This is a genomic window from Algiphilus sp. (assembly GCF_965216485.1).
In the GTDB taxonomy this organism is placed as follows: domain Bacteria; phylum Pseudomonadota; class Gammaproteobacteria; order Nevskiales; family Nevskiaceae; genus Algiphilus.
In genome coordinates, this window is record NZ_OZ244162.1 from 1,592,029 (window position 1) to 1,606,112 (window position 14,084).

Annotated in this window: 14 protein-coding genes and 1 tRNA gene; 4 read left to right on the forward strand and 11 right to left on the reverse strand. The window is 65.5% G+C overall.

What is annotated here, in order from left to right; all coding sequences use genetic code 11:
- The first annotated feature begins 5 nt into the window (after positions 1-5).
- Entirely contained in the window at positions 6-1,118 is a 1,113-nt protein-coding gene (locus tag ACOOFO_RS07355) for a phytase (RefSeq protein WP_420429451.1), read from the forward strand.
- A gap of 57 nt (positions 1,119-1,175) precedes the next feature.
- On the opposite strand, the gene ACOOFO_RS07360 is transcribed toward ACOOFO_RS07355, so the two are convergent.
- Positions 1,176-1,691 (reverse strand): SprT-like domain-containing protein, encoded by a 516-nt coding sequence (locus tag ACOOFO_RS07360; RefSeq protein WP_420429453.1) that lies wholly within the window; start codon positions 1,689-1,691, stop codon positions 1,176-1,178.
- Between the two features lie 83 nt (positions 1,692-1,774).
- On the opposite strand from ACOOFO_RS07360, the gene ACOOFO_RS07365 reads away from it, so the two are divergent.
- Positions 1,775-2,305: a LexA family protein gene (locus ACOOFO_RS07365; RefSeq protein ID WP_420429455.1), complete on the forward strand. Its 531-nt coding sequence runs from the start codon at positions 1,775-1,777 to the stop codon at positions 2,303-2,305.
- Positions 2,286-3,572: a Y-family DNA polymerase gene (locus tag ACOOFO_RS07370; protein WP_420429457.1), complete on the forward strand. Its 1,287-nt coding sequence runs from the start codon at positions 2,286-2,288 to the stop codon at positions 3,570-3,572. The genes ACOOFO_RS07365 and ACOOFO_RS07370 overlap by 20 nt, the downstream gene beginning before the upstream one ends.
- Before the next feature lie 142 nt (positions 3,573-3,714).
- On the opposite strand, the gene ACOOFO_RS07375 is transcribed toward ACOOFO_RS07370, so the two are convergent.
- The 9 genes from ACOOFO_RS07375 to ACOOFO_RS07415 form a co-directional block, all read right to left on the reverse strand.
- The gene (locus ACOOFO_RS07375; RefSeq protein WP_420429459.1) at positions 3,715-5,073 is read right to left on the reverse strand and encodes a hypothetical protein; all 1,359 of its coding nucleotides are present in this window, start codon (positions 5,071-5,073) and stop codon (positions 3,715-3,717) included.
- Between the two features lie 210 nt (positions 5,074-5,283).
- Positions 5,284-5,360: transfer RNA gene (locus ACOOFO_RS07380), tRNA-Arg, on the reverse strand.
- A gap of 327 nt (positions 5,361-5,687) precedes the next feature.
- Positions 5,688-6,260 carry a DUF3228 family protein gene (locus ACOOFO_RS07385; RefSeq protein WP_420429461.1) on the reverse strand — a complete coding sequence of 191 codons (573 nt, stop codon included), beginning with the start codon at positions 6,258-6,260 and terminating at the stop codon, positions 5,688-5,690.
- Positions 6,261-6,375: 115 nt separating this feature from the next.
- Positions 6,376-8,565 (reverse strand): malate synthase G, encoded by a 2,190-nt coding sequence (locus tag ACOOFO_RS07390; protein WP_420429463.1) that lies wholly within the window; start codon positions 8,563-8,565, stop codon positions 6,376-6,378.
- Between the two features lie 114 nt (positions 8,566-8,679).
- Positions 8,680-9,444 carry a hypothetical protein gene (locus ACOOFO_RS07395; RefSeq protein WP_420429465.1) on the reverse strand — a complete coding sequence of 255 codons (765 nt, stop codon included), beginning with the start codon at positions 9,442-9,444 and terminating at the stop codon, positions 8,680-8,682.
- An 86-nt stretch (positions 9,445-9,530) separates the two neighbouring features.
- Positions 9,531-10,445 carry an FAD:protein FMN transferase gene (locus ACOOFO_RS07400; RefSeq protein ID WP_420429467.1) on the reverse strand — a complete coding sequence of 305 codons (915 nt, stop codon included), beginning with the start codon at positions 10,443-10,445 and terminating at the stop codon, positions 9,531-9,533.
- Positions 10,442-11,845: a DUF3570 domain-containing protein gene (locus tag ACOOFO_RS07405; protein WP_420429676.1), complete on the reverse strand. Its 1,404-nt coding sequence runs from the start codon at positions 11,843-11,845 to the stop codon at positions 10,442-10,444. Before ACOOFO_RS07405 ends, ACOOFO_RS07400 begins: the two co-directional genes overlap by 4 nt.
- Positions 11,832-12,062 (reverse strand): DUF4266 domain-containing protein, encoded by a 231-nt coding sequence (locus ACOOFO_RS07410; protein ID WP_420429469.1) that lies wholly within the window; start codon positions 12,060-12,062, stop codon positions 11,832-11,834. The genes ACOOFO_RS07405 and ACOOFO_RS07410 overlap by 14 nt, the downstream gene beginning before the upstream one ends.
- Entirely contained in the window at positions 12,055-12,573 is a 519-nt protein-coding gene (locus ACOOFO_RS07415; protein WP_420429471.1) for a TlpA disulfide reductase family protein, read from the reverse strand. Before ACOOFO_RS07415 ends, ACOOFO_RS07410 begins: the two co-directional genes overlap by 8 nt.
- A gap of 89 nt (positions 12,574-12,662) precedes the next feature.
- Between ACOOFO_RS07415 and ACOOFO_RS07420 the strand changes: the two genes are divergently transcribed.
- Positions 12,663-13,265, forward strand: coding sequence for a helix-turn-helix transcriptional regulator (locus ACOOFO_RS07420; RefSeq protein ID WP_420429473.1), 603 nt, complete (start codon positions 12,663-12,665; stop codon positions 13,263-13,265).
- Here ACOOFO_RS07420 and ACOOFO_RS07425 read toward each other — a convergent pair.
- Positions 13,260-13,865, reverse strand: a complete 606-nt coding sequence (locus tag ACOOFO_RS07425) for a TetR/AcrR family transcriptional regulator (protein WP_420429475.1) — start codon at positions 13,863-13,865, stop codon at positions 13,260-13,262. The genes ACOOFO_RS07420 and ACOOFO_RS07425 overlap by 6 nt on opposite strands.
- Positions 13,866-14,084: the final 219 nt, after the last annotated feature.

A 14,084-nucleotide genomic window follows, 5' to 3' on the forward strand; every position in this document is an offset into this window, starting at 1 on the left:
ATTCCATGCGCTTGGCCGCAGTCAGTACCCACACCCTGTTCGCATGCAGTCTGTTTGGCCTTGCAGCTTGCGGTGGCAGTGGGCAGCAGGATCAGGAAGCCGCTCCGGCGCAAGCCACGCCGAGCGCGCAGAGCCAGCCGACCTCGATCCGCGAGGCCTATCTGACCTCGCGTGACGAAGGCGACAACGTCGACTCGGTCGCCGTATGGCATGGCCCTGACGGCCAGCACTGGCTGCTGGCCACGGCCAAGGAAAGCGACGCGCTCATCGTCTATGACGCCGCCACCGGCGAGATCATCCGCCGTGCCGGCGAAGAGGGCGCGGGTCTGGGGGCTTTGGACCGTCCCAACGGCATTGCGGTGCGTGACGACCGTGCCTTCGTCGTTGAGCGCAATAACCGGCGTGTACAGGTCTTTACGCTGCCCGGCCTGCAAGCCATCGGCGCCTTTGGTGACCAGGTGCTGCGGTGGCCCTACGGGATCTGGCTGCACCGGCTCGACGGCGACCGCTATCGTGTCTTCGTGACGGATGCCTACGAGACCGCGGATGGCGGCATCCCTGCCGACGCGCAACTGGGCGAGCGGGTGAAGGCCTTCGCGTTACGGTTCTCGGCAGAAGGCGTGGATGTGACCAGCAGCGGCGGTTTCGGCGCCACCGAGGGGGACGGCGTTCTGCATCAGGTCGAGTCCATCTATGGCGATCCGGAATACGACCGCCTGCTGGTTGCCGACGAGTCCGAGCAGGATCGAGACATCAAGCTCTACGACCTGCAGGGCCAGTTCTCGGGTGAGGTGATGGGCAAGGGCCGCTTCCGCTTTGAGCCGGAGGGCATTGCGCTTTATCGCTGTGCGGAGGGTGCGGGCTACTGGTTCACCACCGACCAGGACGAGCAGGACAATCGCTTCGATGTCTATGACCGCAAGACGCTGGCTTTCATCGGCAGCTTCCAGGGTGCGGTGACGCGCAATACCGACGGCGTCGCCCTGACCCAGCGCGCCATGCCGGGTTTCCCCAAGGGCGCCTTCTATGCCGTGCACGATGACGGCAATGTCGGGGCCTTCGATCTGGCCGAAGTGCTGGACGCCCTCGGCGTGGATACCTGCGCCGCGCCTGAATAGTGTCGGCCTTGCGATGGCGCGCCTTCCGGGGCGCCATCGCCCTCGGCCGTAACGCCTTCAACGGCGGCGGATCGATTCCATGTCGTGGTAGGGCAGAGGCGGCCGCCCGAAGTAGACCATCACCGCCATCCATTCCGGGCCATGAGCGTCGTTGACCCGAGGCAGATACCAGTCGACGACCAGATGCGCGACCTCATGCGGGATGGTCTGCTGGATCATGCGTACCGGGTAGCGCAGCAGCAGTTGTGGATGGATGCGAATCCATTGCTTGATCTGGCGGGCGCCGGTGCGCTCGGTGACCGCCATGCCGGCGGTGGCGCCGCGCAGATCGAAGACGGTGCGCGGACGCGGAATGGGCGGACCCAATTCGTCAAAGTGCGGCAGGGCGCGGGCCTGCTCGATCCAGTAGTCCACTGCCTGTTCGAGCCGTGCGCGTACCCGGTCCGGGTTTCGCTGGCGCGCGCCGCGTTCCCATTCAATGCCATGGCGGTCGCGCTCCAGCGGCACTGCCGTCCAGGGCGCGCGAAGAGCCTCCTTCCGGAAAGCCGGTTCAAGGGCGCTGCGGGTGGGCATAGGCGGGCGGTGCAAGGCTCGACAGCATTGACTGTATAAATAAACAGTATCAGCATAGCAGCGTCCTCCTTCGGAACGCTTGCATGTCTGACCTGCATCCAGCCGCCGCGCTGCCGGCGATTGCCCTCGCGCCATGGCCTCCCGTGCCGCTGCCGCGGCGCGTGTTGCCCAATATCGTCGAAATCTTCCGCGCGGCTCCCGGTCGCGACCCCGTTGCCTTGCCTTATGTGCATTCGCCTCCGCCGCAGGCCGGCTTTCCGTCGCCGGCGGCGGACTATGTCGAGGATGCCCTCGATCTGCACACCTTGATGGTGCGCAACCCGCCAGCCACCTTCTATGTCCGTGTGCGCGGCGAATCGATGAAGGATGCCGGTATCCACGACCAGGACATCCTGGTGGTGGACCGCTCCCTGGACCCGGCGCCCGGCCGCATCGTGGTGGCCGTGGTGGATGGCGACTTCTACGTCAAGCGCCTGACCCGGCTTGCCAGCGGTGTCATGGCGCTGGCCTCGGAGAACGAGCAGGAGGTCGACCGCTATCCGGACATCCGCCTCGACCGGGGGCAGGACGTCACGATCTGGGGCGTGGTGACCGGTGCCATCCGGCGCTTCTGAGGCGCGCTTCGCGCTGGTCGACGTCAACAATTTCTACGTCTCCTGCGAGCAACTGTTCCAGCCGCGCCTGGCAGGCAAGCCGGTGGTCGTGCTGTCGAACAACGATGGCTGCGTGGTGGCGCGCTCGCCCGAGGTCAAGGCGCTCGGCATCCGCATGGGCCATCCGTGGCACCAGTTGCAGCGCGAGGCGCGTCTCCACGGCATCACCGCCTTTTCGTCCAACTACACGCTGTATGCAGATATGTCGCAGCGGGTCATGACCATTCTCGGCGGCATGTGCCCGGCGCAGGAGGTGTACAGCATCGACGAGTGCTTCTGCGATCTGACCGGCGTGCCGGAGCCGCTGCAGCAGGGTCGCCGCATGCGCGAGCGCATCGGGCAATGGACCGGCCTGCCCGTCTGCGTGGGCATTGGCAGCACCAAGACCCGCGCCAAGCTCGCCAATCACATCGCCAAGAAGCAGCCGCAGCATGGCGGTGTCTTTGACCTGGAGGCCTGCGACGCCAATGCCCAGTCCGTGCTGCTGGACGACATTGCCGTCGACGCGGTGTGGGGCATCGGGCGTCGCATCGGCGAGGCCCTGCGGGCGATGGACATCACCACGGCGGCGGCGTTGCGGGATGCGAGCCGGGCGCGCATCCGTCAGCGCTTCAATGTCGTCATTGAGCGCGTCGTCCGGGAGTTGCAGGGCGTGTCCTGCCTTAGCCTCGACGAAGTCGCGCCGACCAAGCAGCAGATCATGGCCAGCCGCAGCTTCAGCCGCACCGTGAGCGGGCGGTGCGAGCTGCGCGAGGCCGTGCTCAGCTATGTCGCCCGCGCCGCCGAGAAGCTGCGCGGGCAGGGCAGTCTCGCCGGCGCCATCCAGGTCTTCATCCGTACCAACCCCTTCAAGCCAGAGGTGGCGCAATACGCCAACAGCACCAGCCTGCACCTCCCGCTGGCCACTGACGACACGCTCACCCTTGGCCGCTTTGCGCTGGCCGCGCTGGATCTGCTCTACCGCGAGGGATTTGCCTACCATAAGGCCGGCGTCATGCTGATGGATCTGGTGCCGCGTTCGCAGCGTCAGGGCGGGCTGTTCGACGATAGCGATGCCATCGACCGCCGATCCCGCCTCAACAGCACGCTGGACGCCGTCAACCGGAAGTTCGGTCGCGGCACGCTGGCGGTGGCGGGCGCGGGCACCGAACGCGGCTGGCAGATGCGTCGCCAGCATCTGTCGCCGGCCTACACCACCGCCGTCGAATCCCTGCCGAAAGTCCGCTGAGCGCGGCGCCCGGCCATGCCGGGCACGCGCGGCACGCCCGCCCGCGACGCCCCGCCCAGTCGATCACGCCAAGCCCGCGACGGGGTCCCGCGCAAGCGCTCAGGCACCCGGCGCGTGGCGATCCCTGGCGAGAGAGGATGTCCTAGCGGGCATGCAGGCCCTCGTCTGCCGCCGACGCGCCCTCCCCAGGAGCGCGGCCCATGGCGACTATGCCTTCGTCCTCGCGCAGTCGGATCAGTGCCGTGGTCAGACGAGGATCGTTGAAGGCAAGGCCGCCCAGTGCGGCAACTGGGATGTGGCCGTGCTGGAACGAAGGTTGCCGGGCATCCGTGCCGCGCAATCGTCCCTGTGGGTCGAAGGCGCTGCGAATCTGCTGTGCATCGGTGGGCAGCTTCAGTACGTTTTCATAGAGTTCCAGCGCATAGACCGTAGTCGGCTGGGCCGCTGTGCGCGGGAGGGTCGTCAGAGCGTCAGCCCCTTCGTGCGTAAAGGCATGGCCAGCCCGTTCATCGGCATCCTGCTGCGCGTGGCGCCATTGATAGTTTTCCCCGTTTTGTGCGATGGACTCGTACAGTAGCGGCAGCCCGGCTTCATCGAGGGTGACGCGCCAGGCGTGCCCCTGCGGCGGCTGCTTGTCCTTCGCGCGCCATGCGAAATAGTTGAACTGCAGCAGTGTCTGCTGGTTGACCCGTACGAAGGTAGGCAGGTAGTAGAGCGTGGGCGCGCGCTGCTCAACGACCAATCCCGCATCCGCCCAGCCCAGGGTGCCGACTGCGGGCGCCGGCGCCTTCTCCGAGGCGCGGGCCAGTGCGGGTGCATAGCGCGCCGCCAGCGCCTGCCACGCGTCGCTGACCATGCCCGTTCGTCCCAGTGGGTCACGTGGGAGTTCGTCGAACTGTGCGAGCACCTCCGCGGCCTCCGGCGCAGGCGGGGGCGTCATTGCCACCTGGTATCCGTCGGTACTCGTCGCCGGAGCGCGCAGAGATTCGAGTTGCCGCTGCAAGCCTTGGTTGTCCGCCACCGGTGCGTCCGGCGCCACCTGTGCGAGAAGCTGTTGCCAGCGCTCGGGCTCCTGTAACTCCAGGGCCGACAGCCAGACGGCGCACAGGCGAATGTCCGACATCGTCACGGCGACCTTCTGCGCGGGCCATCCGAGGCTTTGCATTTCGATCTCGCGTGAGAAGGCATCGTTGAAGCGCATCTGCATCAGCCATTCGCCAGCGCGATGGAGATCGCTCAGGGGAGGCGCGAAGCTGGCCAGCGTGCGGCTGCCGCGCAAGAAGGGCAGGCCGGGAATGCGGCGATACGAGGCATCTGCCACCCCGGCTTCGGCCACGGCCGCGTCCAGTTCCTCGTAGAGCGGGCGACAGGTCTCCACGAATTCCTCGATCGCCTGCCCAACATCATCCGGTTCGTACTCCGCCTGCGCGAAGGCGGGATGACTGATCGCAGCCGAGAGCGCTGCGATGCACGCAAGGTGAAGGTGCGGCCGATACGCCATGGTATGTCTCCTCATTATTTTGAATCGCGCGTTCAGCGCGATGCGTCAGCCTAAAGGTTTCAACGCGGTCGTTTGGCGTGGCGCCGCGCAGGCTTTGCAAAGGCTTCGACAGGAGGAGGACAGGGCTGCGATGGCAGGCAGCACGGCAGTGGATGCAAGCGGGAAAAGAAAAAGGGGATGAGCGTGTTCGACGCTGATCCCCTTTTCATTTGGCGGGCCCGGGAAGATTCGAACTCCCGACCTTCTGGTTCGTAGCCAGACACTCTATCCAACTGAGCTACGGGCCCGTGCTTCGCTGTCTCGCGGGTGCTGGTTTGGCTTGCGCCGACGCACCGCGGCTGGGTGGGGGAGAAGGCGAATCCCTCGGCCACCCCTGCGAGGGCGCGTAGTATACAAGAGGATCGGGTGCGCGCAAACACACGAGCAAGCCGTTGTTGTTGCGTTCATTTCTGCAGGGCGGTCGGTCGGCATCGCGCTGATACAGCGGACGCGATTGGCGGAGATGGCGAGCAGGTCTTCACGGAGGCGCACCGCCTCGCCTTTGGCGACCCTCTGTCAGGAGGCGGCCAGCGCTTGATGCCGCATGCCGACGCGCGTCAGCAAGGACTCGCGGGTCACTGCGGCTCGTCGGATTCGCGCCAGTTGGCGTGCTGTTCCCAGAAGGCCACGCTCTTCAGATAGGCATCGCGGTCCAGCGGTACGCCGGAACCACCCTCTTCCACACCAAGCGCGTTGCGCAGCATGGTGATGGGCGCCATCGGAATCTCCTCGGGTTCGGCGGTGGCCAGGCAGCCGACGACGCCCCAGTCGGCGTCGATGCGGTCGCCTTCCTTCGCCATCTGCTCGCGGTCGTAGACGATGACGATCAGGTACTGCGCGACCGGTGCCTCGATCCCCTCGAACCAGCGATTGAGCACGGGAAGCTCCTTGCTGTTGCGTGCTTCATAGCCGGAGTGCAGCAGGTGGCGGTTCTCTTTGGTGATCGGGATGGTCGCGCAGCGGGTCTCGGTCCAGTTGGAATAGACCCAGAGCTGACAGAAGGGGGCGTAGCCCTCCAGCACCTTCATCGGCGAATGCGCATTGATGTACTGCTCGAAGGCCGCGGCGTCGGTACCACGGATGGCGTTGCGGCGGCTTTGGCGTGGAAACAGGCGCGCGCGCGCGAATTCGGTCAGCGCTACCGTCATCTGTGATCTCCCTACAAGGCGGGGTGCGCGGGGTCCGGGCCCTGCGGCCCGGAAGGCCAGGCCTGAAGGCGCGCGCAGATGCAAGGCTGCGCGCGCCTCGGGTCCCAGGCCGTGTTCAGGCTGCCTGCAGCGTCTTCTTCTTCAGGCGATAGGCATGCAGCAGTGGCTCGGTGTAGCCACTGGGCTGCGTGGTGCCTTCGAAGATGAGGGCACTGGCCGCCTGGAAGGCGATACCGTCGAAGTTGGGCGCCATGGGTTCGTACAACGGATCGCCGCTGTTCTGGCGGTCCACGACCTCGGCCATGCGCTTCAGCGTGTCGGTCACCTGCTCCTTGGTGCAGACGCCGTGCACCAGCCAGTTAGCGATGTGCTGGCTGGAGATGCGCAAGGTGGCACGGTCTTCCATCAGGCCCACGTCGTGGATGTCGGGCACCTTGGAGCAGCCGATGCCCTGGTCGATCCAGCGCACCACGTAGCCGAGGATGGTCTGCGCGCTGTTGTCGAGTTCCTGCTGCACCTCGGCGGCAGACAGGCTGCCGGCATCCTCCATCAACGGAATGGTGAGGATGTCGTCCAGCTTGGCATGTTCGCGCGAACGCAGTTCCTCGATGCGCTGGAACACGTTGACGCGGTGATAGTGGATGCTGTGCAGAGTGGCGCCAGTGGGCGAGGGCACCCAGGCGGTGGTCGCCCCGGCCTGCGGGTGACCGATCTTCTGTTCGAGCATGGCCGCCATCTCGTCCGGCATCGGCCACATGCCCTTGCCGATCTGGGCATGGCCCGGCAGACCGCAGCGGATGCCGACGTCGACGTTCCAATCCTCGTAGGCCTTGATCCACGCCGTCTGCTTCATCTTGCTCTTGGCGATCATCGGACCGGCCTGCATGCTGGTGTGGATCTCGTCGCCGGTGCGGTCGAGGAAGCCGGTATTGATGAAGACCACGCGCGACTGCGCGGCCTTGATGCAGGCCTTGAGGTTGACCGTGGTACGGCGCTCCTCGTCCATGATCCCGATCTTGAGCGTGTCGCGCGCCAGGCCGAGGGCATCCTCGATGGTGGCGAAGAGCTCGTTGGCGAAGCGCACCTCGTCCGAGCCGTGCATCTTCGGCTTCACGATATACACCGAGCCGGTGCGCGAATTGCTCTTGCGGTCGCGCGCCGTGGGGTCGGCCTTGAGATCGTGCATGGCGCACAGCGCCGTCATGAAGCCATCCATGATGCCCTCGAAGATTTCGTCGCCGTCGGCGTCGAGGATCGCAGGGTTGGTCATCAGATGCCCGACATTGCGCACGAACAGCAGGCTGCGGCCATGCAGGCGCAGCTCGCCGCCATCGGGGGTCGTGTAGAAGCGGTCTTCGTTGAGCACGCGGGTGATGGTCTTGTCACCCTTGGCCACCTGCTCGGTCAGCGTGCCCTTCATCAGGCCCAGCCAGTTGCTGTAGACCTCGCACTTGTCGGCCGCATCGACCGCCGCCACCGAGTCCTCGCAGTCCATGATGGTGCTCACGGCGGCTTCCACCAGCAGGTCCTTGACGCCCGCCTTGTCCGTTTTGCCGATGGGGCTCGACGGGTCGATCTGGATCTCGATGTGCAGACCGTTGTTCTTCAGCAGAATCGCGGTCGGCTGGGCAGCGTCGCCCATGTAGCCGACGAACTGAGCCGGCGTCTCCAGCCCGGTCTGGTTGCCGTCTTCCTGCGTGATCTGCAGTGCGCCGTCGACCACGCGGTAGGCAGTGGCGTCGGCGTGGCTGCCCGAGGCCAACGGGGTGCTTTCGTCGAGGTGGGCGCGGGCAAAGGCGATGACCTTCTGGCCGCGCACCGGGTTGTAGGCGCCGCCGCGCTCGGCACCGCCGTCTTCGGGAATGACATCAAAGCCATAGAGGGCGTCATAGAGGCTGCCCCAGCGCGCGTTGGAGGCGTTCAGCGCGTAGCGGGCGTTGCGCACCGGCACCACCAGCTGCGGGCCGGCCTGCGCCGCAATCTCGCTGTCGACATTGGCCGTGGTGACCGTGAAATCGGCGGGCGGCTCTTCGAGATAGCCAATATCGGTGAGGAACTGCTTGTAGGCGGCGGCGTCATGCGGCTGACCCTTGCGCTGCTGGTGCCACTGGTCGATCTGCTCCTGCAGCGTGTCGCGCCGCGCCAGCAGCTCGCGGTTGCGCGGCGTGAACTCGGCCACGGCCTTCGCCAGCGCGTCCCAGAACTGCGCCGGTTCGACGCCGGTTCCCGGGCAGATTTCCTGATCCACCAACGTCTTGAGTGGGGTGGCGACGCGCAGTTCGCCGACCTGGGTGTATTCAGTCATCGATCCCTTCCTGGCCTAATGAGGTGTGAAACGACCGTATTTTAGTCGCCCGGGCGGAGGAAGCCCTTTTGGCGCAAAGTGCTGTCCTCCCGTGTTGGCCCTGCCCGCGCTATTTCAGTCGGTGGCGTGCACGCTGTAGGTAGCAGCGCCGGTGTTCCCGGTATTGGCGTTGTGCGCCCAGATCGTCACCGCGTACAGACCCGGTGCTTCGGGCTTGTAGCTGCCTTGAAAGCGGTTGGCTTCGCCGCTGAAAGCCAGATCACGGGTCGCGACGGCGCCGTCCGGGCCGACGATGCGCGCCTGCACCTCGTAGTCGGCACTGTCCCAGAGACCGCCGTCGGTGATCGGGCAGCCACACATCAGCGTGATGTCGGCCACCAGCGGGAGGGTGTCCTCCTGCATGCCAAGCTTCATGGCATCGACGATCAGGCCGGGCAGATGCAGCACGAGGCCGTCACCGGTGATGTCCTTGCCGGGTACGACCCAGGTGGTCAGGCTGAGATTCTGAATCGCGGCCGGCACATCCAGGGGCCCCGTCACGCGGATCCGAATCTGTGTCGGCGCTTCCAGCATCAGGGTGCTGGTGTAGTGCGCGGTCTTGTCGTCGGCGAGGGCGTCGCCGCGCGACTGCGGCGTTTTCATCAGGCGCGCGGTGTCGCCGGTACCGCCGGTGACCATGCCGCTGTCCAGCAACGCGCCGGTCACCGCGTCCTCGATGCGGAGCTGCAGGCCACCGACACCGGAGCCGATGAACTTGGCGTCATGGGAGCGCACGCGCACCGTGACCTCGGTGGGCACTGCAGCCGCGTAAACGCTGGCGGATGCGGTGAGGAACAGGAGGCAGGCCGCGAAAAGACGGCGAAGGCTGTGAACAGGCATGGCAGGGCTCCGGTCAAGTCCATGCGCAACATAGCAAAGCCCGGGGATGCCGCGGCACTGGCTTTGCCGCGCCGCGCGTCCACGGCTCAGGCGTGCGCTTGCAGGTGGTACTGCACCCCTTGTTCCCGAAGAAAGCGGTCTGCCTTGTCGCCTTGCAGGATCGCAAGCGTCGAAAGCATGCCGGCGAGAGTGCAATGCGCGGCGACGACGGTGACGCTTGCCGGGGCACCCGGTACCGGCCAGCCGGTGGTGGCATCCAGGATATGGCCATAGCGACGCCCGTCGCGCATCACATAGCGAAAGGCGTCTCCACTGGTCGCCATGCCCCCGCAGTCCAGCGACAAGCTGCGAGCCAATGCGGCATTGTGCACGCCATCGGTCAGCCCAACCTGCCACGCCGCACCGTTGGCGCGAGGGCCGTCGCAGACGATGTCGCCTCCGAAATTGACGAGTACGGGAACGGAGGATGCGTGGCGAATCAGGCGAAGGGCGCGGTCCACCGCGTATTCCTTCCCAATTCCGCCAAAGTCGAGCTCCATGCCCCTGGGCATGCGCAAATGTGGTTTCTCCCAGCGAACGCGCTGCCACCCCACGTGTTCCAGCAGGGCGTGCACGCGCTCCGGGGCGGGTAAGCGGTCCGAGCCGTCAAAGCGCCAGGCACGTCGCAAGATGCCGGAGCTGATGTCAAAACGGCCTTCGGACAGCTGCCAGAGAGTCTGTGCGTAATCCAGCATGCCGGCGGTTTCCTCGTCCACGCGGACCGCGCAGCCGCCGGCATGATTGATGCGGTGCATGATGTTGCCGTCGCGATACCGGCTCCAGTGGCTTTCGATCCGCCGCGCCTCCTGGAAGGCGATCCGTGCGAGTCGGCGTGCCGTAACCTCGGAGGCGCAGTCGACCAGCACTTCGCAGGGACTGGCCATGGCCTGGAAATGGCCGCGCCAGAAGCCACCGGTCTGCGTGCCGCCGACCCGTTCCAGGCGCAGATCGGTCGCGCTCACCAATCGAAATCGAAGTTCAGCCGAACCATGATCGCTTCCAAATCCGGGAAGATCTCGCGCCCGGCCAGTTGACCGGGCGCGTTGCCGGGATCCTCGCCATTCTGCTGGTAGTACTCGACTGCGATCTTCCAATCGGTACCGGTACGACCGGTGAACGCATATTCGGCACCCACGGTGATTCCGGTGAAGGCGCCCTGCCGGTAGTCGGCGGTGAAGAAGTCCGGCAGGGGCGCATCGTCCCTGAGGAAGGGGCGATAGAAGTCCACTGCCGACTGGTCGTACCAACGCAGGTGCGGAGTGATCGCGTGCGGCCCGCGAAAAGACCAGCGATAGCGCAGGTCAAGCGTGTGCGCCTGCATGCCCCAATCGTCCGTCTGGAAGCGGTAGGCGGCATCGAGCACATCGCGTTCGAAGAACTGTCGCTTGATCCGGGCGAAAATGCCTTGCTTCTGGCGACGGTCGGGACGGCCCTCGTGCAGATGGCGCTCCGGTTCGCCTGTGCCGTTGCCCTGGCTGTTGTCCGTATCGACCACGCTGACCAGCTTGAAGGGGTCGTTGTGGTAGCCGTCCGACTGGGTCAATGTCAGATTGAGCTGCGCGATGGTGCGTACGCCCAGCACCTGCGTGTATCCCAGCAGCACATCGACGGTGTCCTTGGAATCCTCGCTGCCGCGGCGCGTGGCGTCAAAGCTGGCCGCACTGCATCCTGTGTCGGCACTGGCGCCGAACAAGCAACTGCCGCGGATCGGTATGCCGCCTTCGGGTTCAATGGTGTCGATGGCGTAGGCCAGGCCGAGCGACAGCGTGGCGTTGTTCTGAGCCAATGCATAGGCGAGGCCGCCGTCGACGCCAAGCGAAAAATAGTCGTACTCGTTGGAGGCTGAGACACCGATATTGCCGACGAGATGCCGCGACAGTGGCTGATTCCAGCCCGCGCTGATCGCAACCCGGGTATCACGGAAGGTGTCGTCGAGTGGGATGGTGCCAGGGGCAACCGTATAGCTGCCGCGTCCCGAGGCCTGCGTATAGGTCTGCGGCAACGAGGAGGGCACCGCGCCATTGGGCGAGGCGCCGGTCAGGGTGTCGACCACCAGCTTGGTGTTGAGGGCGCGGTCGGTGTCGAACCAGCGCGTCGCGGAGATGACGGGCTCTATGGCCTGCACGCGGTCGGTTTCGGAATAAAAAAGCACCGCCGAGTCAATGTCCCAGGCGCCGGGTGCGGCTGCGGACAAGGCCCCGGGAAGCGCGAGGGCTGCGGCTGCCCACGGGGCAGGGTGCGCCTGCTTGCGCGGTTGCCGGGGCGTGGGAAGGTCGAGGAGTTGCGTGGTGGCCTGCGTCAACGCATCGATGATGCGCATCGCATGCGGCGCAACGGCCTGCGGGAGATCAGTTGCAGCCACAGCCACCCCCGCCGAAGCCGCGGCCACCGCTGGCCGACTCCTTGGAGAAATAGATGTGGGCATCCAGCCCGTCGGTGATGGCGTCTGCGTCCAGGGCCATGGCGGGCTGCGCCAGCCGGTCGCGCTCCCAGGGCTGGACCGTCACGCAGCCTTGGAGGGCCCCGGCAATGGCCGCGCTCGTGATCGCGACGATGCGCCAGGATGGCGTTTTATTCATGACCGGCTCCTGGGGCAGCAGGGGAGTCATCGGCTCGGGCCAGGGCCTCTGCGATGCTGCGCTCCAGTTCGGCTCGATCCGACAGTCGAAAACCGGTGTGAGCGAGCAGGCGTGTGCCGTCGGGCCGCACCAGAAAGCTCGAAGGCATGGTGCGAATGCCGTAGGCCTTGGCGATCTTTCCGTTCGGATCGAAGACCACCTGAAAGCGGGGTTGATGCCGGTCGATGAAGCGTTCGGCGGCCGCGCGGTCGCGATCCACGTTGACGGCAACCACCTGCAGTCCTTGGCCCGCGAAACGTTTGGCGATGTCCTGCATCCAGGGAAAGCTGGCGGCACAAGGCGCGCACCAGGAGGCCCAGAAGTCCAGATAGACCAGGCGCGCCTCCGTGGCGGACAGATCGAAGTCTTCGGTTGTCACAGATGCCGCGTGCACCGCGGTCAAGATGCCGAGCCACCCCATCACCAGCCAGCGGCCAAAGTGAGCAATGTGGGTCGGGAAAGCGCCGTTCATCGGAAATCTCCTCGGGTTGGGGCAGCGGACGGGGAGCGTGCGGTCGCGGCTCGCTGCCGCCGTCTTCCCGCCCGCCGACGGAGAACGCTATGCTCTTGAAATCGCCGCGTTTCGGCATCCGGCAAACACCGTACATGGGACCTTTGCCGGATGCCCTGCGAGACGATCGATCCATCGAGTCCAATGAAGCCATGACCGAAAGACAGCGTGACTACCTGACCCTGGCGCTTACGCTTCTCATCGTGTTGGCAACGGCTGTCGACATTGGACTGGATGCCTCCGCTGGCACGCCGCTGCGGCACATTCTTCATGAGGTGCTGCTCATGGCGGCCGCACTCGGGCTCGCCGCGTGGGTGGCCGGCGATCTCCGCCGAAAAACACGCGAAGTGGCGCAGCTACGGGAGGAGCTCAACGTCGTGGCACGTGCTGGGGCACCGCGCAACGCGGAGGTCGAAGCCGCCCGTACTTCGCTCAGTCACGCTATCGACTCACAGTTCGCCGACTGGGGGCTGAGTCAGGGCGAGAAGGACGTTGGACGTCTGCTGCTGAAGGGTTTGAGCATCCGCGAAATCGCGGCGCTGCGAGAGACGCAGGAGAAAACGGTACGTCAGCAGGCCAGCGCGATTTATCGCAAGGCAGACCTGCCTGGTCGGCATGCCTTTGCCGCCTGGTTTCTGGAAGACCTGCTATGACCCCGCTGAGCCTGGTGCCGCCAACGCACGCCACAGCACGGCAAACAGCTCCGGGGTCTTAGCGGCCAGCGGCTCGGTTTCACCGCGCGCGATGTGCATCTGTACCAGGCGCATCAGCACGCCGTAGAAGTAGTCGAGCAGGTGTTTTTCGCTGATTTCACTGGTGAGCACGCCCTGTTCTCGGCCTTCGCGCAGTACGCGCAGGAAGACTTCGGTGAGCATGCGTTGCTCGTCGGTGACGTCGCGCTGCACCGGTTCGGCGCTGATGGTGTGCTGGATCATGCGCGCGACATCCGGGTTGCGATCGAAGTAGTCCAGCACCACCCAGAAGACCTTGCGCAGCCGGTCCTTGTAGTTTTCGATGCCCTGCAGGTGATCGGCCATGCGGACCGAGAGTTCGCGCGCCCAGCGGTGCAGGCAGGCGTTGAGGATGGCTTCCTTGCCGCCGTAGTAGCGGTAGACCGTCTGCAGTGAGGCGTGCGCGCGTCCGGCGATGGCATCAAGGCCGACCTGATGAAAAGGGCGTTCGGCAAACAACGACACAGCGGCATCTTCAATGCGCTGTCGGGCGTCACCCCGCATCGGCGTATCGCGCGGCATGCAGTCTTCCAGTGAACCAAGTATGTAAGAAACGTTACATGCTCAGGGGTCTAGGTCAAGTCTGCCCGCAGCGCATTGACAATGCGGCTGACAAGCGCATAGCGTAAGCGCCGTTTTCCGCAAGTAACAATCGTTACGGCCCCGTTCTGGCTGATGCGCGCGCATCGTCGAAGCGAGATCCGGCTACGGCGCGGCCTTCGCTGGAACCCCATTGGAGCT